This window comes from Massilia sp. ZL223 (assembly GCF_018119395.1).
Lineage (GTDB): Bacteria > Pseudomonadota > Gammaproteobacteria > Burkholderiales > Burkholderiaceae_D > Telluria.
Window position 1 is genome coordinate 91,790 of the sequence record NZ_JAGPWD010000010.1, and the last position, 26,015, is coordinate 117,804.

36 protein-coding genes are annotated in these 26,015 nt (G+C 65.0%); 4 read left to right on the forward strand and 32 right to left on the reverse strand.

The window, feature by feature from the left end; all coding sequences use genetic code 11:
* Positions 1–20: 20 nt before the first annotated feature.
* The 18 genes from KBW95_RS09135 to KBW95_RS09220 form a co-directional block, all read right to left on the reverse strand.
* Positions 21–2,129 carry an SGNH/GDSL hydrolase family protein gene (locus KBW95_RS09135; protein WP_211528047.1) on the reverse strand — a complete coding sequence of 703 codons (2,109 nt, stop codon included), beginning with the start codon at positions 2,127–2,129 and terminating at the stop codon, positions 21–23.
* 11 nt (positions 2,130–2,140) lie between these two features.
* Positions 2,141–4,117, reverse strand: coding sequence for a hypothetical protein (locus KBW95_RS09140; RefSeq protein ID WP_211528048.1), 1,977 nt, complete (start codon positions 4,115–4,117; stop codon positions 2,141–2,143).
* Positions 4,117–5,415 carry a hypothetical protein gene (locus KBW95_RS09145; protein ID WP_211528049.1) on the reverse strand — a complete coding sequence of 433 codons (1,299 nt, stop codon included), beginning with the start codon at positions 5,413–5,415 and terminating at the stop codon, positions 4,117–4,119. Before KBW95_RS09145 ends, KBW95_RS09140 begins: the two co-directional genes overlap by 1 nt.
* Complete coding sequence (locus KBW95_RS09150) at positions 5,415–6,047, reverse strand: hypothetical protein (protein ID WP_211528050.1); 633 nt, start codon at positions 6,045–6,047, stop codon at positions 5,415–5,417. Before KBW95_RS09150 ends, KBW95_RS09145 begins: the two co-directional genes overlap by 1 nt.
* Positions 6,035–6,490 carry a hypothetical protein gene (locus KBW95_RS09155; protein ID WP_211528051.1) on the reverse strand — a complete coding sequence of 152 codons (456 nt, stop codon included), beginning with the start codon at positions 6,488–6,490 and terminating at the stop codon, positions 6,035–6,037. Before KBW95_RS09155 ends, KBW95_RS09150 begins: the two co-directional genes overlap by 13 nt.
* A 126-nt stretch (positions 6,491–6,616) precedes the next feature.
* Entirely contained in the window at positions 6,617–6,937 is a 321-nt protein-coding gene (locus KBW95_RS09160) for a hypothetical protein (protein ID WP_211528052.1), read from the reverse strand.
* 11 nt (positions 6,938–6,948) lie between these two features.
* A complete protein-coding gene (locus KBW95_RS09165; RefSeq protein ID WP_211528053.1) occupies positions 6,949–7,455 on the reverse strand; it encodes a hypothetical protein in 507 nt (168 codons plus the stop codon).
* Positions 7,448–8,851 (reverse strand): packaged DNA stabilization protein, encoded by a 1,404-nt coding sequence (locus KBW95_RS09170; RefSeq protein WP_211528054.1) that lies wholly within the window; start codon positions 8,849–8,851, stop codon positions 7,448–7,450. Before KBW95_RS09170 ends, KBW95_RS09165 begins: the two co-directional genes overlap by 8 nt.
* A gap of 3 nt (positions 8,852–8,854) precedes the next feature.
* On the reverse strand, positions 8,855–9,157 hold the full coding sequence (locus KBW95_RS09175; protein ID WP_211528055.1) for a hypothetical protein: 303 nt from the start codon (positions 9,155–9,157) through the stop codon (positions 8,855–8,857).
* Positions 9,158–9,174: 17 nt separating this feature from the next.
* Positions 9,175–9,585, reverse strand: coding sequence for a packaged DNA stabilization gp4 family protein (locus KBW95_RS09180; protein ID WP_211528056.1), 411 nt, complete (start codon positions 9,583–9,585; stop codon positions 9,175–9,177).
* A 4-nt stretch (positions 9,586–9,589) separates the two neighbouring features.
* A complete protein-coding gene (locus tag KBW95_RS09185; RefSeq protein ID WP_211528057.1) occupies positions 9,590–9,916 on the reverse strand; it encodes a hypothetical protein in 327 nt (108 codons plus the stop codon).
* 19 nt (positions 9,917–9,935) lie between these two features.
* Positions 9,936–11,099, reverse strand: a complete 1,164-nt coding sequence (locus KBW95_RS09190; RefSeq protein ID WP_211528058.1) for a hypothetical protein — start codon at positions 11,097–11,099, stop codon at positions 9,936–9,938.
* A 9-nt stretch (positions 11,100–11,108) separates the two neighbouring features.
* A complete protein-coding gene (locus tag KBW95_RS09195) occupies positions 11,109–11,510 on the reverse strand; it encodes a hypothetical protein (protein ID WP_211528059.1) in 402 nt (133 codons plus the stop codon).
* Positions 11,510–11,806 (reverse strand): hypothetical protein, encoded by a 297-nt coding sequence (locus KBW95_RS09200; protein WP_211528060.1) that lies wholly within the window; start codon positions 11,804–11,806, stop codon positions 11,510–11,512. The genes KBW95_RS09195 and KBW95_RS09200 overlap by 1 nt, the downstream gene beginning before the upstream one ends.
* 77 nt (positions 11,807–11,883) lie before the next feature.
* Positions 11,884–13,152, reverse strand: a complete 1,269-nt coding sequence (locus KBW95_RS09205; RefSeq protein WP_211528061.1) for a P22 phage major capsid protein family protein — start codon at positions 13,150–13,152, stop codon at positions 11,884–11,886.
* 157 nt (positions 13,153–13,309) lie between these two features.
* Positions 13,310–14,239, reverse strand: coding sequence for a hypothetical protein (locus KBW95_RS09210; RefSeq protein WP_211528062.1), 930 nt, complete (start codon positions 14,237–14,239; stop codon positions 13,310–13,312).
* A gap of 152 nt (positions 14,240–14,391) precedes the next feature.
* Positions 14,392–14,820 (reverse strand): hypothetical protein, encoded by a 429-nt coding sequence (locus tag KBW95_RS09215; RefSeq protein WP_211528063.1) that lies wholly within the window; start codon positions 14,818–14,820, stop codon positions 14,392–14,394.
* A complete protein-coding gene (locus tag KBW95_RS09220; RefSeq protein WP_211528064.1) occupies positions 14,817–16,901 on the reverse strand; it encodes a portal protein in 2,085 nt (694 codons plus the stop codon). The genes KBW95_RS09215 and KBW95_RS09220 overlap by 4 nt, the downstream gene beginning before the upstream one ends.
* Positions 16,902–17,042: 141 nt before the next feature.
* Here KBW95_RS09220 and KBW95_RS09225 point away from each other — a divergent pair, with 141 nt between their 5' ends.
* Positions 17,043–17,279 carry a hypothetical protein gene (locus tag KBW95_RS09225; RefSeq protein ID WP_211528065.1) on the forward strand — a complete coding sequence of 79 codons (237 nt, stop codon included), beginning with the start codon at positions 17,043–17,045 and terminating at the stop codon, positions 17,277–17,279.
* A 392-nt stretch (positions 17,280–17,671) separates the two neighbouring features.
* On the opposite strand, the gene terL is transcribed toward KBW95_RS09225, so the two are convergent.
* The 14 genes from terL to KBW95_RS09295 form a co-directional block, all read right to left on the reverse strand.
* Positions 17,672–19,132, reverse strand: a complete 1,461-nt coding sequence (gene terL / locus KBW95_RS09230; protein WP_211528066.1) for a phage terminase large subunit — start codon at positions 19,130–19,132, stop codon at positions 17,672–17,674.
* On the reverse strand, positions 19,113–19,634 hold the full coding sequence (locus KBW95_RS09235; protein ID WP_211528067.1) for a terminase: 522 nt from the start codon (positions 19,632–19,634) through the stop codon (positions 19,113–19,115). The genes terL and KBW95_RS09235 overlap by 20 nt, the downstream gene beginning before the upstream one ends.
* 24 nt (positions 19,635–19,658) lie before the next feature.
* The gene (locus tag KBW95_RS09240) at positions 19,659–19,856 is read right to left on the reverse strand and encodes a hypothetical protein (RefSeq protein WP_211528068.1); all 198 of its coding nucleotides are present in this window, start codon (positions 19,854–19,856) and stop codon (positions 19,659–19,661) included.
* Entirely contained in the window at positions 19,853–20,008 is a 156-nt protein-coding gene (locus KBW95_RS09245) for a hypothetical protein (protein WP_211528069.1), read from the reverse strand. The genes KBW95_RS09240 and KBW95_RS09245 overlap by 4 nt, the downstream gene beginning before the upstream one ends.
* On the reverse strand, positions 20,008–20,220 hold the full coding sequence (locus tag KBW95_RS09250) for a hypothetical protein (protein ID WP_211528070.1): 213 nt from the start codon (positions 20,218–20,220) through the stop codon (positions 20,008–20,010). Before KBW95_RS09250 ends, KBW95_RS09245 begins: the two co-directional genes overlap by 1 nt.
* Positions 20,217–20,450 (reverse strand): hypothetical protein, encoded by a 234-nt coding sequence (locus tag KBW95_RS09255; RefSeq protein ID WP_211528071.1) that lies wholly within the window; start codon positions 20,448–20,450, stop codon positions 20,217–20,219. The genes KBW95_RS09250 and KBW95_RS09255 overlap by 4 nt, the downstream gene beginning before the upstream one ends.
* Entirely contained in the window at positions 20,447–21,367 is a 921-nt protein-coding gene (locus KBW95_RS09260; protein WP_211528072.1) for a DNA cytosine methyltransferase, read from the reverse strand. Before KBW95_RS09260 ends, KBW95_RS09255 begins: the two co-directional genes overlap by 4 nt.
* A complete protein-coding gene (locus KBW95_RS09265; protein WP_211528073.1) occupies positions 21,364–21,960 on the reverse strand; it encodes a recombination protein NinG in 597 nt (198 codons plus the stop codon). The genes KBW95_RS09260 and KBW95_RS09265 overlap by 4 nt, the downstream gene beginning before the upstream one ends.
* Positions 21,957–22,745: an ATP-binding protein gene (locus KBW95_RS09270; RefSeq protein ID WP_211528074.1), complete on the reverse strand. Its 789-nt coding sequence runs from the start codon at positions 22,743–22,745 to the stop codon at positions 21,957–21,959. Before KBW95_RS09270 ends, KBW95_RS09265 begins: the two co-directional genes overlap by 4 nt.
* Before the next feature lie 11 nt (positions 22,746–22,756).
* A complete protein-coding gene (locus KBW95_RS09275; RefSeq protein WP_211528075.1) occupies positions 22,757–23,632 on the reverse strand; it encodes a hypothetical protein in 876 nt (291 codons plus the stop codon).
* 37 nt (positions 23,633–23,669) lie between these two features.
* Entirely contained in the window at positions 23,670–23,894 is a 225-nt protein-coding gene (locus KBW95_RS09280; protein ID WP_211528076.1) for a hypothetical protein, read from the reverse strand.
* Positions 23,894–24,076 (reverse strand): hypothetical protein, encoded by a 183-nt coding sequence (locus KBW95_RS09285; RefSeq protein WP_211528077.1) that lies wholly within the window; start codon positions 24,074–24,076, stop codon positions 23,894–23,896. Before KBW95_RS09285 ends, KBW95_RS09280 begins: the two co-directional genes overlap by 1 nt.
* A gap of 58 nt (positions 24,077–24,134) precedes the next feature.
* Positions 24,135–24,404, reverse strand: a complete 270-nt coding sequence (locus KBW95_RS09290; RefSeq protein WP_211528078.1) for a hypothetical protein — start codon at positions 24,402–24,404, stop codon at positions 24,135–24,137.
* A 100-nt stretch (positions 24,405–24,504) separates the two neighbouring features.
* A complete protein-coding gene (locus KBW95_RS09295; protein ID WP_211528079.1) occupies positions 24,505–24,756 on the reverse strand; it encodes a hypothetical protein in 252 nt (83 codons plus the stop codon).
* Between KBW95_RS09295 and KBW95_RS09300 the strand changes: the two genes are divergently transcribed.
* From KBW95_RS09300 to KBW95_RS09310, 3 genes are read left to right on the forward strand one after another with little or no spacing between them, the layout of a single operon-like run.
* Positions 24,746–25,558, forward strand: a complete 813-nt coding sequence (locus KBW95_RS09300) for a S24 family peptidase (protein WP_229429643.1) — start codon at positions 24,746–24,748, stop codon at positions 25,556–25,558. The two genes, KBW95_RS09295 and KBW95_RS09300, sit on opposite strands and share 11 nt — an antisense overlap.
* Positions 25,558–25,851, forward strand: coding sequence for a hypothetical protein (locus KBW95_RS09305; RefSeq protein WP_211528080.1), 294 nt, complete (start codon positions 25,558–25,560; stop codon positions 25,849–25,851). The genes KBW95_RS09300 and KBW95_RS09305 overlap by 1 nt, the downstream gene beginning before the upstream one ends.
* Entirely contained in the window at positions 25,844–26,014 is a 171-nt protein-coding gene (locus tag KBW95_RS09310) for a hypothetical protein (protein WP_211528081.1), read from the forward strand. Before KBW95_RS09305 ends, KBW95_RS09310 begins: the two co-directional genes overlap by 8 nt.
* The last annotated feature ends 1 nt before the right edge of the window (position 26,015 follow it).

A 26,015-nucleotide genomic window follows, 5' to 3' on the forward strand; every position in this document is an offset into this window, starting at 1 on the left:
ATAAATTGAAACGGTTGGAGTTACCGCCAGCGGCCAGTGGCCGTGCAGTTGACGTTGAAAGTCGCCGCGGCAACGCTGGAGACGCCGCGCACCCCGACATTGGTTGTGGTCGGCAGGTCGACGCCGGCCGAGAGCACCTGGTTGCTGTTGTAGTTCGCCGGGGATGCGACCACGTGCGGCGCTGCGACGAACGGGACTGGGAAGGTCCAGCTTGCGGAAGCCAGGGTGTTTGCTGCCGAGGTGGTGATGGAGATGGTGTGCCGAGCGATCAGCGTGCCGTCCGCGAACTTTGTCCAGCTGCCGCTGGCGCCGCTGCCGGAGGACACATAGGGCTTCGCCGACTGCCATTCGAAGACGTAACGCGCATACGTCCGCGCACGATCGTTCAACAGCCATTGCGCGAATCCGGGGACTTCCTCGTCATACTGCGCGAGCGCCGGGACCCCGATGATGATGGGACGGGCGCCGATCTCTGCGATCTTGTTGAGCAAACGGTTGTAATACTGCAGGAATTCCGTGACCGCGTTCGGATAGAACACGCCCGACGAGGGGCTGTAGCACTCGTTGGTGCCGGTGTTGATGACGACGTAATCCGGCTTGTGTGCGGCTACGTCGGCGTCGAAGCGCTCCAGCTCTTGCCAGATCTTGTTCCCGCCCACGCCGGCGTTGATGATCGTGGCGTAGGGAAGCTCCAGGGCAAGCTGGGTCGTCAGGGGCTCGCGTTGCGGCGTACTGGCGAGATCACCCTGCACCCACGAATCACCCAGGCAGACGATCTTGGCAGTGGGGTTCGAAATTATCTTCGACGCCAGGGCCGGGGCCTCGAAGACATCGATCTGGGCGAGGGTGAAATAGCCGCCAGGCGCCGAATAGTACTCAGCCGCCACCCGAACCTTGATCCGGTTTGCGCCGCGCAGGTTGACCGGGAGGGTGTAGATCTGCAGCACCCCGTCGTTCGGCTGGATGATCAGCTTGCCGCGCTCGATGTCGGCCTCGTCGAATACCTGGATCGAGAAGATCGTGTTTGACTTGGCCGAGAACGCCACCTTGGCGATGGCACTGGCCACGCCGTTTACGTCGAAGTACGGCGTTTCGATGCCAGCGGTGTTCGCGAGGATGTTTTCTACATAGGCCGAGCGCCCAAACGTGAAACGCACTGGCGTACTCGTGTTCCCGGTCTCGCCGAGGTTGTCAGCATCGTAGTAGTACACGGCCGCACCGCCGATGGGCGTCAGCGTGTCCTCGAACGAGTTCGGATTGCTCGAGAGGTTGGTATAGAGCACGCGCCCGCCATTCGGCATGGCCGCCTCCAGCTCGGTACCGCGCGCGATGCGCTGGGCCAGGCTGCGGATGTAGAACTTCCCCGGGTGCGCGCGGTTGTACCAAGTGCGCTCGATGCGTGCGCTGGCCGTCAGGCAGTCGTTGCGTAGCGCAGGGCGGATCCCGATATTATTCCCGGATTTCGAATCAACGAAATAGGTACTGTAGAGGCCGTTATCGTGCTTAACGGTCACGCAGCCACCTACCAAAAAGTTTGCAGCGTCGGTCACGGCGAGCGTGTCGGCCCCCGTCGCAAACGCACCGGATAGTCCCTGCTCGGTCGTAATGTTGAGGGATTCAGCCGTCAGCATCCCGCGCCCGAAAAATCCGCTGATGTGCTGCTCGATGAATGCCGGACGAGCCAGACGGTCGGATGGCAATTTGGACGGAACCAAGGCGACAGCGTCTTCCAGGCTGTCCAGCGCCGATTCCACGGTTCCGCTTCCACGGCCGATTGACGCGGCGCCTTCCGGGCCGGCGACCTCGTTCATGAAAGCGGTGAAGGCGGGGGCGAAACTGAAGTCGTCGGAGGTTGCGGAATAGAAGACCTGGCGCCCCTTGGAGTCCTTGACCAGCTGTGAATAGGTCCCGGCCGAGAAGACATTTGCGGGCGTTCCAGCGTTGACGATGTAGCCATTGACGGTGCGCAGCGGCTGGGCAGCCGGCAGCGTGCCGTCTGGGTCCCAGTACACGGTTACCGGATGCGCAATCGGGTCCTGGCCTGGTTCGCCGAAGTAGACGTAACCGTTGTCGAGCGGCTTGCCGTCCAGGCCGGTATAGGTCTTGAAGGGGGATTCGACAGGAAGCATGCGGGCCTCGATCAGTGCAGGGTGGCGCCGTGCGGGCGCGCAACCGGTTGCGGGGTGGATGGAGTGGGGCGGGACTGGAGCGCTTGCTCGATTCGCTTTTGGAGCTGGCGGTTCTTGACCTGCTTGGCCAGCACGCGCAGCCCCGACAGGACGGGAACGGGCAAGCCGGTAATGGCGCCGGTCGCGCCGGCTTCGCTCAATGCGGCCAGTAGCACGCTCGCGGTGTTCGACGTGTTCACGGCGCCGGGCGGCGCAGTGTAGACGACCTTAGCCAGGTCGTTCAGGTCTCGCAGGTGCTGTGCACCCTGCTTACCGAACATGAACTCGAGCTTTCCGCCTTCTTCTAGACGCTTGAGCGCGCGGTCCAGTTTCGGCACCGACAGGATCACGTTGCCGCGCTGGTCGGTCGCCGTGTTGCCGAAGGCTTCGTTCTTGAGCCAGGTCATGGTCGCACCCTGGAGCTCGCGCCACGCCTGCTTGCCCTCGTCGCCGCCCGTCTGGAGCACGCGGCGCACGTGGCCCACGTCCTCGCGGTCACCCTTCAGCACGACGTGTTCGAAGACATCTTCGAGGGCAACCTTGCGGTCCGCCATTCCGCGCTTGTTGTTCAGCAGCGATGCCACGACGGCGCGGTCCTCGTACTGCTTGGCGAAGTTCTCGCGCGTGCGGCGCGCTGCGCGATACAGGCCGCCGCCGAGGCCGTCGGTGGCCGCGTCGATCGCGCCCTTGATGATGGTGGCCTGGCGGATGTTCGTCGCTTCCAAGTCGGTAGCGCGGCCGATCGCCTGGCGGTACCGCTCGGCGTTCTTGAGCGTGGTTGCCGTCGGCACCAGTTTGCCGTCCGGGCCTTCCGCAGCGATCCCGAGCTGCAACGCGCGGCCGCGGGCCGTGGTCAGCAGTGGTGCGGTTGCTGCGTCGGGCGCAGACTCGTTTAGGTGCGCGACCAGGGCGTCGAGCTGCACCGGGTCTTCCATCTCGCCGGCGGTCTCGGCGCGCTTGTACGCAACGCGGACTTCCGCTTTGTCACGTGCCATCTTCGCGCGCAGGGCCTGGTCGACCGTGCGGCCGGTGCCGATCATGTCGGCGGCCTCGGCGCCGGTCATGTCCACCAGGTGGTCGAAGTGCTTGCCGATCTGCTCGTTCTGTGCGGAGTAGCGGTCGCGCAGCGGCGCGCCGTGTTCACCTTTTGCGGTCTCCTGCTCGAAGCGTAGTTGCTGCTGGTCGCGGGTGGCCTGTCCACTGGTGAGCTTCACGCCCACCTGATCCGCTACTTGGCGGCGCTGGGTCGCCATGTCGGTACCGGCCGAGCCGCCGCTGGCCCGAGTGCCGGGCGTCGGAGTATCCGGCGTGCGGCTCAGGGTGCGCTGCACGCGCTCGGCGATGGCCGGCGCCGCGGCACGGATGCGCTCCAGCCCCACCTGGGCGGCCGGCGCAGCCACGTCGCGCGCAGCGGAACCTGCAGCACCTGCAGCTCGGCCGGCGGCCTGTAGCTCGGCGGTGAGGCCCGTCGCGGGTACAGCGGCAGCGGCCAGCTCGCCCACGGCGGCGGCCTGCTCCTGGCCGGCAGCGGTGCGCGGCTGGTAGGTGAGGGCGGCAGCACCTTCGCCGGCGGCGCGCTCCACCTGGCGCACGCCTTCCGGGGTGCCGAAGGTGCCGTCCATGACCGCGCCGGCCAAACCCTTCACGGTCCCGCCGAGCATGCCGACGGCACCGCCGGTCGCGCCGGTAGCGAGCGTGAGCGCGGTCTCGCCTGCGCCGATGATCTTGTCGCCTAGGGTCTGGGGCGCCGGGGCCGGCGCCGGGGCGGCCTGCTGCGCGCCATATGCTCGCTCCTCCTCACCAACAGGAATGTCCGCGGCGGTCGGCTGCGTGGGCACATCCTGCAGGCGAGACTGCAGCACTTGGAAGGCCTGTTCCTTGGTAGAGCCCGGCGGGCCGTCCACCGTGAACGTGCGGCCGTCTGGGGCCGTAAATTCGAAGGTCGGCATCAGTTCCCCTTGACGGTGACGGTCCAGCCTTCCGGCACGCCAGGTGTAGACGACTGCGGCGCGGCCGGGGTGTCGGGGGCGCCGAGCGGCACGCCATAGCGCGTCTCGATGTTCTTGCGGCTTTTCAGCACCAGGCGCTGAACTTCCTTGAGATTGGCGCGGAACTGGCTCTCCGACTGCTTGCGGCTGAAGTTCTGCAGGGCCGCCTGCAGCTTCTCGCCCTCGGCATTCGACAGCGCGCCCATACCCTGGATGGTTGGAACCTGCGAGAGAAATGCCTGCGACCCGAGCTGGTCCGCCAGCGCGATCGCGTCGGCGCCCTCATCGCTCAGCACCGCAGGCAGGCGGCCTTCGATCGAGCCAACCACGTCATTAAGCGCCGGGTTCTTCAACAGGCGGTCGACGGTGTTGATCATGTTGTCGATCGAGGAGGCCGCTGACTCGGCCTTTGTGACCTTTTCTCGGATCTTGTCGTCGCGGGCGGTGCGCGCCTCCTCGACCTTCAGCTGCAGCTCCTGCTTTTTCAGAGCATTGCTTTCGCGATTCGCCGCGGCGTTCATTGCTGCGATGCGGTTGGATTCCCTCTGGAAATCGATGTCGGCGACGATCTTACGGACGTCCCAGCGCTTCTTTTCCAGGTCGGCCAGCGCCTGCGAATCTGCATACTTCGCTGTGATTGCCCTGGTCTCGGCGTCCGACCCTGCAGCGTCGGCCTCGGCTTTTCCCTTGCGGACCAGGTCGCCCTGCAGCTCACCCGCGCGCTGTTCGGCGCCGATGCCCTTGAATGCCTCGGTGAACTTGTCCGGGCCCATCGCGGCAGCTAGGCGAACGCCCATGGTCGTTTTCGCCAGATCCGGGTGATCTTTGATCATGGTGGCGAACGCCTCAGCGGCGCTGGCCTCACGCTCGTTGCCGGAGTTGCGTAGCGCAGTCGCGCGGTCGGTAAGCAGCCGCTGCGCAAGTTCGGGCTGGTTGTTCAGCACGGCTGCATAGACCTGCGTTCCGTGATCTAGCTGCGCCTGCTGCTGGGCCGGCGCGAGCACGTCGGCGCCACGTTTCAATTCTTCGCTCAGGCTGGGATACTTGACCATCAGCGCTCCGATGGCTTCTGCCGTCGGATTTTTGCTGAGCGTGGCGAGGTCAGCTTGCATCTGCTGCTTTTGTGCGAGCGAAGCTTGCTCTTGCGCGCGCTTCTGTTGGAGTGCAGACACCGCGGCGCCGCCTTGGACGCCTTGAAGAAAGGCGGAACCTGGCGGTGGGAGGTTGGCGAATGAGCTGGTGTAGTTGATCGGGTCCATCAGAACTTGCTCCCCACGAGGGCGCCCAATGCGTTGAAACCGCTGCTAATCAGCTGGCTCTTCGCGTTGCCGGCGGCCAGCGCGGCGCCAGCCTGCGCGGCACCTTGCTGGCCGAGCAGCTGTGCCACGTTGTTCCCGGTCTGCATGCCCGCGCTCCCCACGCCGGCCGCCGAAGCCTGGCCCATCTGTGCCAAGCCGCCGAGCCGGGAATATTGCTGGTCGATCAGCTGGGCGAGCAGTTGCGGACGAAACTGTGCGAGCGCCCCGAGTGCGTTCCCGCCTCGCAGCCCTCCGGTGGCCGAGGCGTTGGCAAGGATCGCCTCTTCGCCTTGCTTCGCGAGAGCGGAGAACTGAGGCGACATCTCAACGGCATCTACTGCCGTTTGCTGGGCTCCGGCGCCGTTGAGGCCAAGGAGATTTTGTTGGGCGCCGAGAGCGCCGGCGCCGGCGTTGACGAACGGCGACAGGAGCTTCTGGATTTGATCGAACTGGCGGCGCTGCTCCTCAATGCCGAGTTCACTAGTGCGCTCTTGTGCGTCCGCTGCCTGCCCGGCAGCTTTCGATTGCGCTTTGGACGACATGTAGCCGCCCGCGACGGTTCCGCCGACGACGGCTGCGGCTACCCAAGACATGGGGCATTCTCCGTGGTGTGGGTGAGTAGGGTGTTTTCGATGAGGGCAAGCTCGAGCGCGCCCAGATCCGTGAGGTTTTGCGGATTGGCGTGGATCGTGGTCCACACCGTGTCTTCCAAGGCAAAGCCCACGCGCTTCGTGCCTGGCCGAGAGACGAGCGTGCATGGCGCCGCGACGATCTTCATGCCATCCTCGGTCCAGACCGCGATTCGGCCCTTCGAGACGATGTTCAGGTGTTCGGTGCTGTGAACTTTCCCGGTCAGGATGGTGCCGGCCAAGATCGTGATTTCGCGCGCGTAAAGTCCGTCGGCGAAGTGGTGCACAGGCTCGATGGGCAACTGCTCCATCATGCGCATCTGGGCTTCCAGGCGCTCGATCTGTTCGCGGGTGGGAAGATTCGCCTGAGTGGTCAGGTCGTGAGGACTGTCGGCGGCCAGCAGCATGATTTCTCCCTGTCGGGGGTTCATGGCCGCTGGGCGCCTGATCTCAGCTATGCCTAAATTCCGGCACTGCTGGGATTATAGATAGTTCCTATGGGAAATTGCAATCAGGATAGAGATTTCCTATCGTCACGTGAACTTACGACCACTGATCCGGGCCTTGATCGCGTTGGCAGTAGGGCAAAGCACCTTCACTTTGCCCCCGCTCGCGAGGACCTGGCCGACGACATCCGGGAAAGGCCAGGAGCCGCCGGCGGGGATCGCCTTGGCGAAGGACTGGGTCAGAGCGCCGTCCGGCGAGAGCAGTTGGACCGTGGCGGTTGCGGTCCCGGCGGATTCATTCGTGCACGTGACCTTGTCCAGCGCGGAGACGCACTGGTCGGAGGTGTAGGAGACGCCGGCGGCCGTGGCGAAGGTCGCCTCGAGCAGGACGGAAACGGTGGTGGTCATGGTGATCCTTTCTACGATCCGATGCCGTTGGCGATGAGCGCGGCCCGGATGTTGTTGGTGAGGGTGATGACGGTTGCCAGGTCGGTTGCAGCGCCCCCCAGTGCGGCTGATGCCTGCGGCGCCTTGCTGTTGCAACCGAACGTCGTGAAAGCGCCACTTGCGCGCGTGGTCTGTCCGATCGTCACGCCGTCAAGCGCGCCGCCGGTGATCTCGACCTGCTCGGCGTTCTGGCTGCTCATCGTGCCCAAGTGAGCGATTGGTGCCGTGTCGTCCTGCTCCGCCTGCGGTACAGGTGAGGGCGCACCCTCAAGCTGCGACAGTGCTTCGGCCAGGACGGCAAGCGATTCCATCGCGGCCTGCGCCACGCCCAGGGCCTGCCCGGCGAGCGCATTGGCTTCCTCGATGGTCGAGGGGAAACTGCCCACGTCCGAGAAAACCTGCTCGAATGCGCGGATGGCTACCTGGTTCCCCTGGAGCAGGCGCGCCAGGATGTCGCGGTTCAGCATGAGGCTAGACATTCAGGCCCTCCACTTTGGCCTCAAGGCGCGCGACGGCCAGATGGGCGTCACTGGTCCCGCGAAAACGCTGAATCCGCCAGTTGCGCATGCTGCCCTGGCCGAGCCAAACCAGGCGCTTCGTTCGCTCGCCCTGGCGTCCGGCACGACAGCTGCGCTCCTGGCTCCAGGTTTCCCCGTCGACGGAATATGAAGTCCAGATGACTGGATCGGCGCCCAGCGGCACACGGCCAGGCAACGCCACTAGCTCCAACTCGTGGAAGATCGCGCCGCGGCCCTCGTTGTAGATGATGCTCGTGCCGAATTCCCAGCCGATCACCTGGTCGTAGTGCGTCGAGACCTTGTCGTCCAGAGCGCCCAGCATCGGCCCGGTAGGATCACCGCACAGCCATCGGTCGTAGCACCACACGAAGTCTCGTGCGCGGTACTGCGTCGGCGCCGAAAGGCCAGAGTCGACAGTGAACCAGACAGGCTCCTGCATAGCAGCAGACGCAGCGCCGTCGTAGACGATAGTGCAATCCGGAAGGTGCAGGTAGAGCAGCTGGTGATTCTGCGACGTGCGCACCTCCATAACCGAGCCGGCCAACTGATCCTCGCTGTAGCCAAGCAGGCGCGCGTCGATCTCGCCGGTGGACAGCTTCTCAGTGCCACCGTTCGCGCCGAGCCAGATTGCCGGAGGCTCGCCGCGCCCGCCGCCCAGGAACGCTATGCGATCCAGGTACATGGCCGCGCAGTGCGTGCCCAGCGCGCCACGGTTGATCTGTGCGCCTTCATAGCGCGCGAACGGGAAAAGCGTTCCCCCTACGTTGTTGAAGACCTCGATCGTATAGCGGTTCACCGCGTGGACCTCGCCGGCGCGCGCTTTGAACAGGGCCTTGATCGGGTCCGGATCGGCCTCACTGCTGCCGTACCGCAGCGGATTGACGGATGCCGGATCGGCCAGATCGGTGACCACGATGGACGAGCCGTCGGTGGTCATGAAGTAGCCATCGACCCAGAGGACCGTGCGAACGGCGCCGAGGTCTGGATCCTCGACCAGCTGCAGCGCGCTCTCGTTCCAGTAGTAGAGCTTGCCGCCGGCGGCGATGGCCAGACGGTCGAAGGAATAGGTCAGAGTGGCGGGCCCAGTCCCGCCGATCGCGCCCAGCACCGTTACAGAACCCGAGGCGTCGACGCGCACCAGATTGTTGCCCATCACCCGATAGCAGGCGCCGTTCCAGTTGATCCCCCCGCGGCTGGCACCGGGCCCGGTGCCGTGCAGGACGATACCTTCGGCAGGCCGCAGGTATCCAGCGCTGATGCCTTGCTGCTTCGGCACGGGCATCATGTTGCGCGGATACGACGTTCGGAAGTCGGGCCGTTCGTCGGTGCGCACCCCATTCAGGATCGGGATCTGCATCGCTTAGAAGCCTTCCCCGTTCATCACGTGCAGTGTGGTCCCGAGCGGCGAAATGTGCGACAGCCGGTTGTCCTGGTCGGCCTTGCTGATGACCACCTGGGCGCCGGCCGGGATTGGATAGTCGGCGACGGTGGCGGCCGAGATCGAGTCCGCCGCGGCCACGCGCACGTAGGCCGGGTTGGCGCCGAGGTTGGTCAGGATCAGCTGTTTGCTGCCGGCGGTAAGGTTGGCCGTAGCCGCCCCGGCAGCCGGGGCCAGGGTCTGGCCGGTGCCGTAGCCCGGCTGAACTGGTGCTTTGATCGTCATGGTGGTCCTCGTGGTGGTCAGTAGGTGCGCCAGGGCTTGTTCCCGGCGCCGTTGATGGGAAGTCCGGAAGCCTGGCCGGAGGTCGGCGCGACGGCGGCGCCCAGCAGCATGTTGTAGCCGCGCTGCGCCGCGGTGCGGGTCTCGGTCGTCAGCGTCTTGCCGCGCCCGGCCGCCAGCTTCACGGCCAGGTTCATGTAGACCGGCTCGACGGCTGTATCGGGAATGCCTGCATCGTCGTCGATGTTTGACAGCTCCGGGCTGGCCGGCAGCAGGTAGCCGATCGAGATCCCGACGCCGCTCCAAGTGGCCATCATCGTGTCGAGCTTGCGCAGTGCAGCCTCGAGTTGGTCCGCGTCCAGGTCGAACACGAAACCGGCGAGGGCCAGCTCTTCGAAGGCAGCCTCGATCAGCTGCTTTTTCGTCCACATGGAATCAGCCTTTGGCCAGCGCGGCGGCGATGCGCTCGCCCAGCTTCTTGTCGCCGATGTTCGGCGAGAACTCGATGCCCAGCTCCGTAGCCTTGGCTTCCAGCTCAGCGCGGGTTGCCGGGGCGCCGTCGCTCGGGCCGTCACCGGCAGCCGCTGCAGCCGCGCGCGCCTGCTCTTCGTCGTGCGCAGCCTTTGCCTCGGTCGTGGTCAGGTGCCAGCCGTCGGCAAGGTGCTGCTCGATCTCATCGTCGTTCACGATGATGTAGTCGAAGCGGCCGCCGTGAATCTCGTGCGGGCCCGGGGCGACGTAGAGCATAGTTTGGCTTTGCATGTATTCCTCCGTTGAAAATTCAGTGTCGAAGCGAATGCCGTGGGTTCTTCGGCAGTCGGATGAAGAAGTCGGGGCCTTCAGGGGGGATGCCGACATAACCGCCAGCTGCCAGCGCGGCGCCGGCCAAGGTTGAGCTCATGGTGCCGGTGGCGTTCGTGGCCACCCCGCCGCTCGCGGCTAGGCTTGCGCCATCGAGAGAGGAGGCAAGGGCGCCGCGGTTGGTAACCGTGCCGCTCGCTGTCATGGACGCGCCATTCAGGGTGGACGCCAGCGCGCCGGCGTTCGTAGCAGCTCCGCTCGCGCTCATCGTGACGCCCGTCAAGGTTGAGGCCAGCGAGCCGGATGGCTGGTTGCCCGCGGTACCGGCGGCGGCCAGCGTGGCGCCGTCGAGCGTAGAACTGAGCGCGCCCGCCGCGATCACCTGGCCGGCGGCCGCTATTGTTGTCCCGGCCAGCGTCGAAGCGAAAGCACCAGAAATGTCGCCAGCACCGCCAGATGCGGGATTCGACAGAGTAACAACCTCATCCGGGCTTAAGACGCGGCTAAAGTGGTATTGAGCGTATGAGTAGTAGTTCGGGTTGCGGCTTGGGTTCTCTACAGGCTCAGAACCAATCGAAATGTATTCATTTCCGCTGGGCGTGACATCTGCGCTACCACTGGCCGAGTATGCCTGTTCCTGATTTTGCAGCAAGGTCCCTGCAGCCGCTATTCGAAGAAACACACTTCGGCCGGTCGTGCCGCGCGAAATGGATGCTGCCAGGATGATGCGCTGCCCATACAGGGTTGATGCGCCAATTGTGAAGACTTTTGTGGATGTTGCGCCGCCGATGCGGAACGTTACCTGGACCGTATCAGCGCCAGTGCGGTCAACCACCAGCATCCCGTCGTTCTGCGTGGTCGAGCGCCACAGGCCGCCAATCGCAGGGATGGTGCCAGCATGCGCGCCGGCCAGCACCATGTCGAAAACCACAGTCTGGTCACTGACCAGACTTCCGACACCGCCGCCGACATTGATGAACGCGCCAGTATTGATGCCCCTGCAGTCATAGACAGACTCACCGTTGACTTGATTGATGGCCTGGGCCGACCCCCGCCCGGTCATTGGGTAGCCGCTGACCTGGTCTACGACTCCACCGGAGGCGACCAGTTTGAAGACAAGTCCAGTGTCTAAGGGGGAGGTCATAGCCGCGTGTTACGAGTTGCCTTCGGTGAGAACGCCCGAGCTGCACGACACCTGCACGCCGGCCGTGATGCTAGCCGTGTTCAGGATGTAGTCGGCACCCGAGGTTCCGACGCTGCAGTCGGCCACGAATGCGCCGGTGGAGTCGACGATGCGGCCCCAGGTCGCAGTACCGGTGGCGTTGGCAGAAGCGTCCGCCGTGACCGCGCTGAAGGTCAGCTGGCCGCCGGAAGGCGCGGGCGCGCACGGGTAGGAGAAGGTCAGTTCCGCCAGCAGCGTGGTAGCTGCGCCGCCGGTCGCCGGGCGCGCGCCGTCATATACGCGCAGGAGGCCCGCCGCGCCGCCCTTGTCGATGTCGGTCTTGATGGTGCCGAGGCGCGAGTTGCGCAGGGTGGTATTCAGTCCGAGCGCCATTATTCACCTCGCAGGATGGCTTTGGTCTTGGCGCACCAGGCCAGCGCCGCATTGCGCGCCAGCTCCTGGGTGTCGGCCAGGCCAGTTTGTTCGTTCGGGGCGCCGTTGGCGGCGTACACGCGCGCCTTCCACGGCCACTTGCCGTCCCCGTTGGCCTCGTCGACCAGGAAGTATTCGTGGTACACGCGGGTGCCCGGCGCGCCGCGCTGGTCCGGCGCCACCTCGACCGGGGCCGCAGCTACGGGCTGCGCCTGCTGGCCGGGGAACATCGCCCGGATAGTGCTTCGAATTCCCATGATTCATGTCCTAGAAAAATGGCCCGCACGCGGCGGGCCATGAAGCCCGGTTTAACGGGACAGAGGAGACACCTGGATTACGGCTGGCCGAACAGCTCGATGCCCGACATCTGCGGCTGCAGGTTCACCAGGCCGTAGAACACGTCCCAGCGGTACTTGCAGGACAGGTCGCCGATCGAGCCCTGGCGCGCCATGGTGACCGTCAGGCCGTTGTCGGTGGTGGCCGACATGATCGACAGGCCCGATTCTTCCTTCGGCTGGTACTTGCCCGGGATGATCTCGAAGGCTTCGTCCTGCCAGAACGGAGCGACGACCGATGCCGCAGTGTTCAGGAAGGTGATGGCGGCGCCGTTGGCCGGAGCAGCGGTCACGTTCTGGTACTGCTTCTCGGCGTCGGTGCCGCCACCGGCCGAGATGATCGGCGGGCTGATCTGGACGACGCCCGCGCCACCGCCACCCGACACGATGCCGGTGATGCGGAAGGTCTTCAGCGAGCCGGTGTCGGCCTTGGTGATGTGATGCACCTCGTTGACGCCCGCGATGGTGAAGCAGTCGCCCACCTTCACCGTGCCCGAGGTCACGCCGATGGTCAGGTTCTGGTAACGGTTGTCGACGTTCGAGGTCTCGCCGGTACCAGCGGTGCTGGTCGCCTTCGGGGTGTAGTACTGGTTGGCGCCATTGACGGTCACGGTGGTGCCAGCGGCAGCGGTCAGGCGGTAGCCGTAGTCCAGCTTGAAGGTGTCGAAGTTGGCGATGGTCCCGACGGCTGCGCGCTCATAGGCAGTCAGCGCTTTGTCGGTCAGGGTCTGGCGGCCAGCCAGGTTCGATGCCATGCCGTTGTAGTGGTTGCTCGGCAAGCACAGCTTGCGGCCGTCCATTTGCACGCCCAGGCGGTTGAACGCGTCGTCGATCGCGGCGACGTCATCGTAGCCGGAGGCAGCGGCACTGCGCTTGATGACCACGGTTCCGGTCAGTGCGGCTAGGTTCGAGCACGAGACGTTCACGTCGGATGCCAGGCGCTGCATCGCGGCCTTGCCCAGGCGCTGCTCTTGCAGTGCGTCGCGCAGCTCGGTTGCCGACATGGTCAGCGGGACCGACTTGCTGTAGCCGAGGGTGGCCGGCACGGACAGCTGGACGTAGTTGCGGTTGAAGTTGGCCGACTGGTCGATGCCGTCGAACGACTGTGCGACGTAGGGCATCGGGCGCCAGAACACGTTACCGGTGCGCTCGGCCTCGGTACCGTCGAAGGTTTGCTTCTTGAACAGCTTCGAGATCACACCCGCGTCCTGGAAGCCTTCCAGGGCGAGGTCAAACGCGACCTTTTCTTCTTTGCTAAAGCTCGGCATGAGTAGCTCCATGAAATGATTGAGGAATTGCGGCGTTGCCGCTTGCTGCTTCACTCATCCGTTTCCGGCCGGACGGGGGCCACTCACTGCGGTACTACGCTGCCCTTGGGTGGGCGAATCCTTGGTGGTGTCGCTGACGTGGACACCTCACGACGGCTTACGCCGCGGCCTTGCGCTGTTGCCGCTTGTAGGCGATCACCTTGGAGCGGTCGCCGGTGCGGTCTGCCTCGGCTTCCAGGCGCTCCAGGGTGTTGTCGACGCTGGTTGCGCCGGCTGCCGTGCCGGTGACCTTGCGCTCGGGCGCCGGCGGAACCTTGCGAGGGGTGACCTTCAATTGTGTCTCCAGTTTGGCGACGGCGAAGGCGTACTTCACCGGGTCCTTGATGGCGGCGAGCTCCTTGGCCTTCGCCGGGTTCTTGCCCAGCGCGTAGACCAGGTGCGCAGCGTTGTCGGCACCGTTCACGATGATGCCGAGCTGGGTAGGGTTGAAGACTTCCTGTGCCGCCGCTTCCGCATCGGCGAAGTCGGACACCCGGAGCGCGGCGCCGGCCGCCTTGTAGGCGGTCAGCTTCTGGTCCCAGGCTGCCTGTGCAGCTTCCTGCTCGGCGCGCGCGGCGGCGGTGGCCTCGTCTGCCTTGCGCCGCGCATCGTTCCAGGCCAGCAGCTTCTCGGCGTAGACTTCGCCGTCGAAGTCGCAGCTTTCCAGGGTTGGCTTCTCGCCAACTGCTGGAACGGCCGGGGCGGCCTGCTGTTGGGCGGCCTGGTGGGCCTGTTTCAGCTCACGGTTCTCGCGCGCCAAGTCGCGGGCCTGCTTACGCAGGTCCTTGACCCACTGCGGCGCGGGTTTGCCGTCGACCTCGTCGTCGTTCGCCGCCGGCGGCATCTCGTCGCCGATGGTGATCACGACTTCTTCGTCTTCGGCTTCCTGGGCGGCTGCGGCCGGCTGCTGTTCACCGTCGGGCGTCTCGCCCTCGGGGTGCTGCTGCTCGGCCTCGGCCTGAGCGCCGGGATCCGCAGCGGCGCCACCGGCACCCGCGTTGCTCTCGTCGCCCTGGAACTGCTCGCGGTACGAGCGTTGTTTCCACATCCAGCTTTTGTACATTCGGTTTCCCCATTTGCTCACCGATAGGCCCGGTGGATGCCGATGAGCAAAATGATAGACGGAAACTATTCTTGCGGCAACAACGATTAACAGGATTTATTGCTGTGTTGCGCGCAGCAAGCAGTAATTCTTGCTGACTAGAGTTCCATGACGTCGATTCCGTTACCGCAGCCGATGTCGAATGCGCACGCAACCTCCACCGCGCGGCGAGCATCGCACCCAAGATGCATCGCGGCCATCGCATAGTCCCGACCGGCACCGCGGGCGAAGAAGGGCGCCTCGATCAGCTCAGGGAAGGGGCTGGCAGCCGCGTACATGAAGATGCGTCTGTCGAGGTCGATATAGAGCGTGCCGGCCCCGTCGTCGTCACCACGGCGGGGATAAGACGCTGGATCACGCTCACCGTTGAACCAGTGCAGAAGCTCGGCCGCATGCGCGCCACCGCCCGAAAAGGCGACCAAGCCATCCCGAACGCGGTGCAACTTCGTGACCGGGTAAGCCATGCCCGCGACTGTGCCGCGCTTGTCGGCCGCCAGGGTGCGGCCATCCCATGCGATGACGGTCACAGGTCACCTCCCGGCTGAGTGAACTCGGTGGGTGTCGCGGGCTTCGCGGGCGCCTCCTGAATCGGCCCCGGCGTCAGCGCGTCGGCCAGCGCGATCGCGCCCGCCTGCACCTCGCCCTGAACCTTGACCAGCGTCGCCACGGTCTTGGCGTGCGTCTCGCCCACGCGCGCCACTGCCAGCGCCTCGTCAGCCTTGGCCTTGGCGGCCGCTGCCGCCAGGTATTCGGCGTTCGGGTCCGGCTTCTGGTTCTGCGCCTCGGCGGCGAGCTGCTTCTTTTCCTCCTCGGTCGGCTCGATCACGCCCATGCGCACCAGCTTGTTTCGGTAGAAGGCGCGCACGTCGTTCATGCCTTCGCCTTCCATGTTCATCATGACCATCGAGGTCAGGACGGTCTGCGTCTCAGGGTCGGCGGTCATACCCAGCATGCCGGTGAGCGCTCGCACGGTCGCGGCGCGGCGGCTGCTCGAGCTCGGCCCCACGTCCGGCACCACGTCGAACTTGGCGCGGCTCAGGTCGTTCGCCAAGTAGGCCTCGCCGCTGTCGGCGTCCACCATCGGCTTCTGCAGCTCCACGGTGCCGGTCTGGTCGGCGTTATCCACGGTCTTCATGCGGCGGCCAGGCTCGACGAGCAGATCCTTCGCCATCGACTGCCAGACCTCTCCCATGCGCTTGACCGTCTTCTTGAAGTTGTCGATGTAGATGAAAACCTGCATGTCGAGGCGCTGCTGGATGAGCTCGACGGCCTTGCCCGACTGGTTCGGCTGCAGCTGTTCGCCCGCCTGCTGGTTGCCCAGCATATCCTCCAGCGCCTGGCCGGCCAGCTGCGCGAGCGCGGCCATCGCCGGCGGCATGTTGGGCGCCTTGGTGTAGGCAACCGGGCCAGACACAACCTGCTGGCCGGCCGCATCGAGGATCGGGTTCACGAGAAGGAAGGGATACTTCTTGACCGCGTCGTCGGCCCACATCTGCGCATGCCCGGCGATCTGCTCGGGGGTGAAGATGGGCTTCTCGATGTCGAAGCGGCTCGCCATCTCGGCCAGCCAGGACTTGATCATGTTGTCCAGGACCTGGGCGTCGCGCGCCAGGCGCACGTGGCCCTGGCAGCGCTCGATGCCGTCGACGTACCAGCGCTTGCCGTAGTAGGGGATGACCGGAATGCACGTGCCGGCGATGTAGCCCTCGTCGGACAGGATCCGGGCGCCGTTCATGATGTACTTGTGGACACGCTTCACGGTGCGGCGCTTCTCGCGCACCTTCTTGAAGCCGGTCGCGGTCAGCTCCTCCAGTTTGCCCGGCTGGTCCAGCTCGGCGGCCGTCAGCTCCAGTTCGTTGGCTTCGTCGTCGCCGAGGGCGATTCCACGGAAGAAGTGCACGAGCTCGGTCTTCTCCTCGATCTCGTAGACTTCGGCAATCCAGACCACATCCGGCGTGTTCCAGTCGAACTCGGCGTGGCTGATGTCCTTGGGCCAACTGGCCAGGTCGTCGTCCCATTCCTCTTCGTACTCGGTCGGGGCCATGGACGACAGCACGTAGCAGCGCTTGGCGTCGGCCTTGTCGTACCGCTTGCCGTCCAGGCTGAAGAACACGCAGGTGTCGGCCTCGTAGATCGGCTCGATGGCGATGCGCTGGCGGTCGTCCTCGTCGTCGTCCTCGTTCTCGTACCTGGCGCGCAGGCGGATGGCGCCCATGCCGCCGGAGGTGCCTTCCTCGAAGCAGTTGTCGTAGGCCTCCTGGGCGCCGCTGTCCTGCTCGTCGGCGCGGAACAGGCCGTCGCAGGTGTCGGCCAGCTCGTCGGCCTGGCTGCCGTCCTTCGGCACGAAGTCCACCGTGATCCGGTTGTTGCGGTACTCGTTGACCACGCGGAGCACGGCGAGGTGGGTCTTGTTGAACTCGAAGCGCGGCTTGTTCTCGAATTGCTCGCCGACGGGGCCTTCCCACTGCGCGCCGGGGATGGAATAGAAGCGGCGGTCGCTCAGGCACTGGATGCGCACGTCACGCACGGCGGCCTGAATCTTGTCGAAATCGCTACGGAAGAACGCGTGCTTGTTGGCGAGGCGCTGCTCGCTGGTCGGGCGGCTCATAGATGCGGCCTTTCGGAAAAGAAATTTCCGATAGTCTACAACTATGATTTGAGGAGGGGAAATAGATTGTGAAGCACCTTGCCCATGAACGGAAGAGTTTACGGTAGGCTACTATTTCCAAAAATACATGAGGAGCAACATATGAACCACGAAGATCTGATGTTTGCAGCGGCCGTTGCGCTCGCGGCCGAAGTTAAAAGAAACGGGGAACTTGATCGCCAGCTGAGCGACGGACGATTTCGCGGCTTGAATACGGAGGCGATTCTCAATAATTTCAACGTCGTCTCTCCGATGGAAGTCTTCATGAACGGCGCATACAGCGACATCATGATGGCAAAACGCGTTATTGATGAGCGCCGGGTGTCGGAATCGAAATAAGCGGGCCATTTGACGATCGAGGGGAAACACTCTACCCTTGCAACTGCCGCCGTACCGGTGTTCGAGCACCAGCGCGGCGGACTTTGCTAGGAGATCAGAACCAGGGCAGCGCCGGGCTCATGATCAGGATTGCCACCATCGGGTGGAGACTGAAGCTGATGTGCTTGTAGTTGAACTGCATACAGGTTCCTTTGCAAAAAATACACAGGGATGTGCACCAGAGGCCGGGCGGCAACCCGGCCTTTTTTTCGTTCTGGTGAGCCATATTATTCGCTGAAAACGGGCGGGAACGCAAAGCAGTGTCATGCGTGCCGGTGTGGCTTATTCAAGTACTTGATTCGTCTGACAAAAAGCAGCACTTTTAAAGTACTTTGAGAAACGCCGAAGCGCTCTTACTTTCGACGGAATGGTGACGCCATCGGAATGGGCGCGGCCGCCTGCGGTTTCGGCGCAGGCGCGGCCTGGACGTTCTGGATCGCGTCGAACATCGGGTCCAGCTGGTCGTCATGCGCGCCGCCGGGAAAGGTCGAGGCCTCGGCCAGCAGGTCGGACAGCCAGGGCGCGTCCTGCGGCAGCAGCACGTTTCCGCTCTCGATGAACGGCGCCGCGTCGTAGCCGCGGGAGAGCTTGTCCTTGCTGCGCTGGACCGGGACGATGGGAATGCCTTCGCGGCGCAGCGTCTGAATCAAGCCGGTGCCGGACACCTTGTCCTCGACCATCATGGAGCGCAACGGCGCGCCCTCGGCGGCCTTGTGCTTGTGCCAGAAGGCCCGGGCCTGAACTACAAGCTCAGGTGCCTCCCACTTGCCGCGCAGCTGGTCGACCAGCACGGCCTCGCCGGTGACCGAGCGACCCCAGCACTGGAATACGGAGTAGTCGTTCTCCTCGCCGGTCTTCTGGGCGGTGTCGGCGTGGATGGTGCGGAACTCCAGGCGGGGCAGGGCGGTGTAGTAGCGGAACCATGCCTCCTTGATAATGCCGCCGCCGCGCGGCGCCGGGCGCTGCTGCAGCTGGCCGGCCGCGCCGTAGGAGCCCAGGGTCTTCTCCAGCTCGGAAACCTGGCCTTCGCCGAATCGTTCGGGGAACATCAGCTCGCCCTCGACCTGGCGCGGGTCGGACCAGCCGATCGAGGTCGTGCACCGGCGCGCCGGCTCGAACCGCATGGGGATACACAGGTGGACGTAGGGCAGGCCCATGTCCATGATCACGCCCGAGACGTCCTTCTCGTTCAGGCGCTGCATGACCACCACGATGGCGGACCTCTCCGAGTTCACGCGCGTCGGCAGGGTCTCGGTGAAGGCCAGGCGCGCCTCTTCCAGCTTGGCGGCCGAGTTCGCATTGTCCGCGCTGATCGGGTCGTCGAGGATCACGCGGTCGCCGCGCACGCCCGTCATGGACGTGAAGGCCCGGGCCTGGCGGAATCCCTTGTGCACGTTGCCGAATTCCTTCTTGCCGTCGAGGTCGCGCGCGAGCTCGAGCGGCCAGAGCTTCTGGAACCACTCGGACTTGATCAGGTCGCGGCACTTCCGGTTGTCGCGGATCGCGAGCGTCTCCTCGTGCGCGGTACCGACGAAGCGCATCTCGGGCATGCCGCGCGGTCCCCACTCCCAGGCTGGCCAGATCACGCCGGTTAGCAGCGACTTCATCGAGCCCGGCGGCACGTTCATGAGCAGGCGCGTGATCTCGCCGTTCGTCACGGCCTCCAGGTGCTGGCAGATCGCATCCAGGGCCCAGCCCCATTTCAGCTCGGCGGCCGGCTCCAGCACGTGCCAGGCGCGCTTGGCGAACTCGGCGAGGGAGCGGCGGCAGAGCTCGCGCTCGACGGCCAGCAGGTCAGCTTCGCTCAGTTGCATCCTTGGCTTTCATGATCTGCGCGAGCACTTCGGTGGGCAGGCCGGCGACGTCGAGCGTGGCCTTCGTGTCTACCGGTGGCAGGTCGGCGGCGCCGCCAATCGCCAGCTTCTCGCCGTAGCGCTTCGGGTCCCACTTGGCCAGCAGCTTCAGGCGCGTCTCGATGCGCAGCTTGGACCGGCTGATCCACTCGGTGTTCGGGCGTTCGCCGTTCTCCCCGTAGACGGTGTCGTTGCTCGTCTCGTCGGCGATCTTCAGGCAGTCGGCGGCGATCTGGTCGTAGCCTTCTTCGCGTGCGCGCGCGAAGTCGGCGGAAAAGGCGGCGTTGCTGGCCTTCCAGTCGCTCACGGTCCTCACGGCAGGCATATTGTCGAATCGGCAAATCTCGGCCAGAGGCTCGCCCTTCGCGAGGCGCTCGCAGATCTCGTCGGCGATCTCCTGGGTGTATGTGCTGGGGCGGCCGCGCGGCTTCGGCGGCGTGTCCGATTTGGTCTTACGCGGCATGTGGATTCTCTCTTACGTCGATGCCTAATTTTGCCACCAGTCAAGATTCTGCGGTAGCGGTATCCGCTTCCCCTCGGGCGTCATGAACCCGGCCTCGATGTTCTGGCGCCGCTGTTCCTCTACGCTCATCTGCAGGTGCGGATTCGGGCGCCAGTTCCCGTCGATGTCGAAGATGCCCCAGCAGGTAGCGAGGGCGCGGCGCTCCTTGGCGTCGTCGGTCATGGTGGGGTCTCCAGGGTCAGGGCCAGCAGGATCATGCCGACCAACCATCCCAGCGCGGCGGCGCGCCCGTTGGTGAGCTTCCAGCGCTGGCCCGCACGGCGGAACAACTCCAGGGCGAGGAAGACGGCGGCAAAGCAGATCGTCGAACCCATTACGTTGCCTCTTGGGGCTCGCGGACCAGCTGCGGGGCCGGTAGGGCGTGCACGTCCTCGATCACGCGCGCCTGAACGTCGATGACGTCACCCTCCGATCGGCTACAGAAGTTGGCGAAGCGGGCGGCCTGAGCTTGAGCGATCGCTTGAGCAGACTTCGCCCGGTTCAGTTCAATCAAGGCGCCCATGGCGCTAAATCCAAACGCGATCATCTTGTATCCTTGGCATTTTGCTGCGCCACGTACTGCCGGCGCTTCTCGATGTTCGGGCGGTCGAGGCGGAACGAGACGCAGGTGCGGCCGTTCCATTCGATATGGCGCAGCGGCCGGCCCGTCTCCGCCACCTGGCAGACGCCGGTTCCCGGTTTCGCGGGATCGGCGCCGCGCAGGCTGAACTCGTCGCACATGGCGCAGATGTCGTCGGGGCCGGCGCGGCGGGTCATGCGGCCGCCAGCATGGAAGTGATCACGTCGCGCGCGGCCGGCGGGCAGACGGCGTTCCCCAGCATGTGCACGGCATCCCGGTGCGCCGCCGGCAGGATGTAGTCCTCCGGGAACCCCATCGCAGCGCGGCACTCCTGGGCGGTGAGCATGCGCGTGCGGTCCCCGTCGACCACACCCCAGCGATCTCGCGTCGTGATGGTGCCCAGCGGGCGGCTCAAGCAGCGGCCGGTGAGGCCAGAGCCGCCGCCGTAGTACGGCATGACAAAGCGATCACCATGAGCACGGCGCCCAGCGTGGACCCGTCGCAGCGTCGCCGCGGCGCGGCCCGGCTTCTCGATCGGCTGCCATTTCCCGGCGTCGAAGTCGATGATGGTACGGGCCGGAACGTGTAGTCGCTTCGGCAAGTCGAGCATGATCGGATGCTTGGCGCGGGCGGCGACGATAAACAGGCGCTCGCGGTGCTGCGGTGCGCCGTGGTCAGCCGCGTCGACGATCATCGGCGTGAGCGCGTAGCCCAGAGCGTCCATAGCTGCACACCAAGCCGGGTACAACGCCCAGCGGGTGAACTCGGGCACGTTTTCGACGACGGCGAAGGCTGGCCGGTGGTATTCGGCGGCCGAGACGACGGCCCAGGCGGTCGAGCGGCTGGCGTCGTGCTGCGGATTCCCGTTAGCCTTGCCGCGCGCCTTGCTGTGACCCTGGCAGCATGGTGACGCCATCAGCAGGTCGTGTGCTGGAACGTCTTGCCAGTTCGCCTGGTGCAGGTCCTGGCATGCGTGCGCGGCGTCCGGATGGTTCTGCGCGTGGATCGCGACGGCCGCCGGCCAGTGGTTCGCAGCCCATACCACGTCGATGCCGGCCATCTTGGCGCCGGTGCTGAACCCGCCGGCGCCGGCGAATAAGTCGATGGCTTTCATGCTTTCTCCTTCAGCTCGCGCAGCTTGGCGCGGTAGGTGTCGCGGATCTCGATCAGCTGCTCGGGCGTCCACTTGCGGGGCGCCTGGTCGGCTTCGAGCGCTTCCACTCGCGCCAGGCCGATGCGCTGGATGAGGCCGATGCGGTAGTCGACCGCGCGGCCGGCGCCGTGTCGGTTGCAGACGGTGAGCTGGCGGTGGGCGTTGTCCTCGTTGAAGCGCAGGTGCGGCGCGCTGCCCGTGCTGCGGTAATGGCCGCAATCCCAGTTCGAGCCGGTCAGGTACTGCTTTTCCGAGGTTCGGCCGCAGCAGATGCAGGGCAGGGCGGCGTCGCGCGCCCGGATGAAGGCGTTGAACGCGACTTGGGCCTCCTTCAGGTAGTCGGCGCGTGTCTTGAGCGCCTGCTTCCGCTCGCGGGTCTGCTTGGCGTCCAGGCGCTTGCGCTCGGCTGCGGCGTGCACCTCGGCGCAGGCCGGGCCGCATACCTTGTGGGTGATGCTCCGCGGCTGGAAGCGGGTGGCGCAGCCCTTGACCGCGCACTTGCGGGTGCGCGCGGGCTTGAGCACGCCGGTGCGGGCGATGGCTGTACGGATCATGGGCGCCTCCCCGTGATCGGCAGGACGTTCGCCGGCTGCGGCATGCCACCCTTGCGCGCGTCGCCCCAGGTGTGGGCGCAGATGAACGCGTTCTCGTGGAGGCGGCTGTGCACGCGGTCGCCGACGAACTTCGCCAGGTCGGCCAGCGGCTGGTTGCTGATGGCGATCACCGGCTTCTGCTCGTTGTAGCGGCGGTTGATGATCTCGGTCAGCAGCAGCGAGGCGTTCCCGGTGGCGCGGATGGCGTCGATCTCGTCGAGGATCAGCACGTCGTATTGCAGGAAGCGCAGGATCTCGCCTTCCTCGCTTTTGCCTTCGCGGCCGTAGCTGGCCTGGATCTCGCTGATCATGCCGTTGGCGGTGATGTAGCGGACCGACCGCGCGGCGTTCTTGATCAGCGATTGCGCCATCTCGCACGCGAGGAGGGTCTTGCCGGTGCCGGTGGTGCCGATCATAATCAGCGCCGCCCAAGTCGGCTCGGCCAGGATGAAGTCGCGGAACATGCGTGCCTGGCGCCGCACGGCCTTCTGCTCGGGCGTCTCGGCGACGAAGTGCTGGCCGACGTACTTGGCCGGGATGCTGGCCGTGGCCATGAGCGTCGCGGCGCGTTCGGCCATCCAGCTATCGCGCGCTTCGGTCGCCAGCTGGTCCTCCAGGCAGCGCGGGCAGAACCAGGCGGCGCCGGTGCGCGCCAGGACATCGGCTGCGCCGTGCTGCTCGCAGGTGCCGGACAGCATGCTCATGCGGCCAGCGAGGCCAGGGATGAGGTTTTGCAGGTGGTCCATGGTCTGCTCCGTCACAGGGGTTTGTCGTTTTCGTCGTCGAGGTTGGCAGGGTCGATGCCGTTGCGGCGCATCGAGGCCTCCATCGCGGCCACGTCGCCGGAACGGTCAACACCCTCGAAGTGGAACTTCTGCGACTGGCCACCTGGGCCGCGCGGTGCCGCCCGGCGCTCGACCGGGTTCAGCAGGCGCTCGACGATCGGCTTCAGGTAGTCCGGCGGGATGGTCTCGCTGCCCTTGTGCTCCCGGGCGATGGTGATGGCCTCGGTCAGGGTTTGCATCGGCACGCCGCGAACAGCCCAGTCGATCACGGTGGGGTGGGCCGAGGTGGCCGACACGTTGAGCGGGCGCAGGGCCACGGCCAAGGCAGCCTCCGGGCTGAGCTCGGGCAGGTCTTGGCTGGCAGGGAGCGGCGCCGCCTTCGGATTCTCGAGGTCGGCATGGTCGCCGCCGCCGCCCGCCGCCGGCGCGCACGCGTCGGTGGTGGTGTTCCCTTCCTTTCCCTTCCCTTCCTTTCCCTTCCCTTCCGCTTCCACGACGCTTTCACGCGTGGTTGACGCGTGGGGCACGCGTGCCGGGATCTTGCTCGGAGCCTCGCGGTTGTTGATGACCTGGTGCTCGGTGAAGGTAGGAATGTGGGCGTATTTCTTGCCGTCGACCTCATACAGGACGATCAGCTCCTTGGCGATCAGTTCGTCGGCCAAGGCGGTGATATCGCAGTTGTCGGCGGGGAGGTAGCGGGCCTTGAGCGTGCCCAGCTTCCATTCGAGACGGCCTTCGCGGTCGCTCTCACACCACAGCGACACGTAAAAGAGGCGTGCCAGTGGCGTGAGGCCGAAGATGTCTTCGCTAGTGAAGAACTCGGGTTTGATGGTACGGATGCGGGCCATGGTCAGCGCTCCCGCAGTTGGTAGAAGGCGAGGGTAGTCATGGAGGCGACACCTCCGCCAGGCACACCTGGGCTTGCGGGCGCGTGGCCCTGTCGAAGCGTTCCTGCAGGCGCTGGTCGCGGCGTGCGCGCCATCCGGCCTGCCAGTCTTCGATGGCGGTTGCATCAGGGTTCATGCCGTGCGCGTCGATGCCGCGGCCGTTGTCGAATGCCTTGGCGCCGCGCGAGCGGATGGTGTCGCGGGATATGATCGAGAGGTCCATCAGCGCTTCCCCTCGGTGTCGATCGCCTCGCGCAGCTGCTGGCGAGCGTAGTACTCGGCCTTCCTGGTGCTGTCGGTCTTGTTGGCGGCAAACTGCTTGTCGAACTGCCGCCAGGTCCGTGCCTTGCGGGCGATCTTGGCGTCGTCCGTCAGCGGCTGGGGTTTGGTCTCTTGGCCTTGCATAGGTCCTTCCTGTCAATCTGGTGCAGCCCAAGCGAGGGCGCGTGGTTTGAAATCGCCCTTAAAGACGCAGGTGACGGAAGCCGCCTGCAACGGCTGCGCGGCCGGGGAAGCGCTGAACATGGCCATGGCGTGGCCATTTGGTCTGCGGCCTCATCGCCGTATCATTCGCTGCTCTCATGTGGGCAAAAGCGGCTTGGCGCATGAAGGGCGCCACCTGCAGACCGAGGCCGGCGCAGAACTGGCGCAGCTTCAGGTCCTCCGCGTCGTTGAGGGGAACCTTCAGCGTGTTCTCGCGTTTCGGGTTCAGCTTGTCGTTCAGGTGCTTCATGGTTTTCTCCTAGTGCTGCGGTGGTTCAAGGGAACTTCGGGTGGGGAAATCGGGTTTTCCTCGTTGCAACTTGTTGGGCGAAAAAAAGCCGACTCTCGGTTCAAGCCGGCGCGCTCCGTCGCCGCGTGGGCGAAGTGGTGGATCGAATGAAGGCCCAGTCGGCCTCGGGGCACAGCTCTTCGCAGATCAGAATGCGATTGCTCTCACGCTCCAGGTTGATCGCGAGCTTCTCCGTGCATGCGCGGTTGCCGTAGCCGACCTGGCGCAAATAGTCGAATGAAGTGCCGCACCGGGCTGCGAAAGAGTCCCGGGCTTCCACCGGGATCGCGTTGAGGTAGTCGATGAGCTTCATGTGCCCGACTTTATCAATTGATACAGACAAAGTCAAGCGATTGCTAATTTATCAAATGCTAAAAGTGCGCGACAATATCAAGATGAACATGTATCAACATCGTCGCGACCGCCTGCTGGCCCTCATCGACGCCGACTATGGCGGGCAGCGGGTACGCTTTTGCGATCGCACGGGCCTCAGCGAGTCGCGCCTGGCGCAGCTGCTGTCGACTACCTACCGTGAAGGCACGGCCTTCACCGAAAAAACCGCCCGCAAGCTGGAGGAAGCTGCTGGCCTGCCGCCGCTCTACTTCGATCAGGGCGCGGCGCCGGCTCCTGGCGACGATCTCCCGGCCCTGCCGCCGGGCTTCATGCGCGTGCGCGTGGTCGATGATGACGACCCCAGCCTGGTGCGCATTCCGAAAGTGAAGCTCCGGCTCTCCGCCGGTATCAGCGGCTTCGAAGTCGAGCCTGAGCGGTTCGATGGCGCGACAACGACCGTTCCCGCTACCTGGATTGAGCGCAACGGCTTCAACCGCGACAACCTCATCGCGATCCGCGTGCGCGGCGAGAGCATGGAGCCGACGCTCTACGAAGACGACCTGGTCGTGATCAATACCGGCGACAAGCGGCCGGTCGACGGCCAGGTCTATGCGTTCAACTACGAAGGCGAGCCGATCGTGAAGCGCATGGAGCGCGACGCCGGCGACTGGTGGCTAAAGTCGGACAACCCTGACCAGCGCAAATTCGGAAGGAAGATCTGCCGCGGCGACGCCTGCATGATCATTGGGCGCGTCGTGCGCAAGGAAAGTGAACGCCTTTAATGCATTACGCAGTATTGCGGCTGCGCGGTATGCGCGTGGCCGTCGTGTTGGTCGCGCTGCAGCAGCTGGGCGCCGGGGCCAGCGAGCTCCTTGAGATGCTGGAAGGCCAGCTCGGGTTCCCCGCCATGCTGGTGGCGCGCGATGACGGCTCGTGGAAGGGCCTGCGCGGCAAGGCACAGTTCGATGTGAGACCGTATTTGCTCGAGCTGCTAGCCGTCGAGGAGGTTGAATGGTCTTGGCTAGAGCTCAGCGGCGCACCAGACAATAACGAGGAGAAGGCCCTAAATGTTTAGCGTCGTTCTGTGGGTTGCTTTTATTGCTATGGGAATTTATGTCCTGCGTCTTGAGAGTCGATTAAAAAAACTGAATAGCCGAGTTGAATTTCTCGAAGATCGTTCGCCGCAAGCGAATCATATTCGCGAACTCGAAGATTATGAAAAGGGATGGAAGGTCTGAG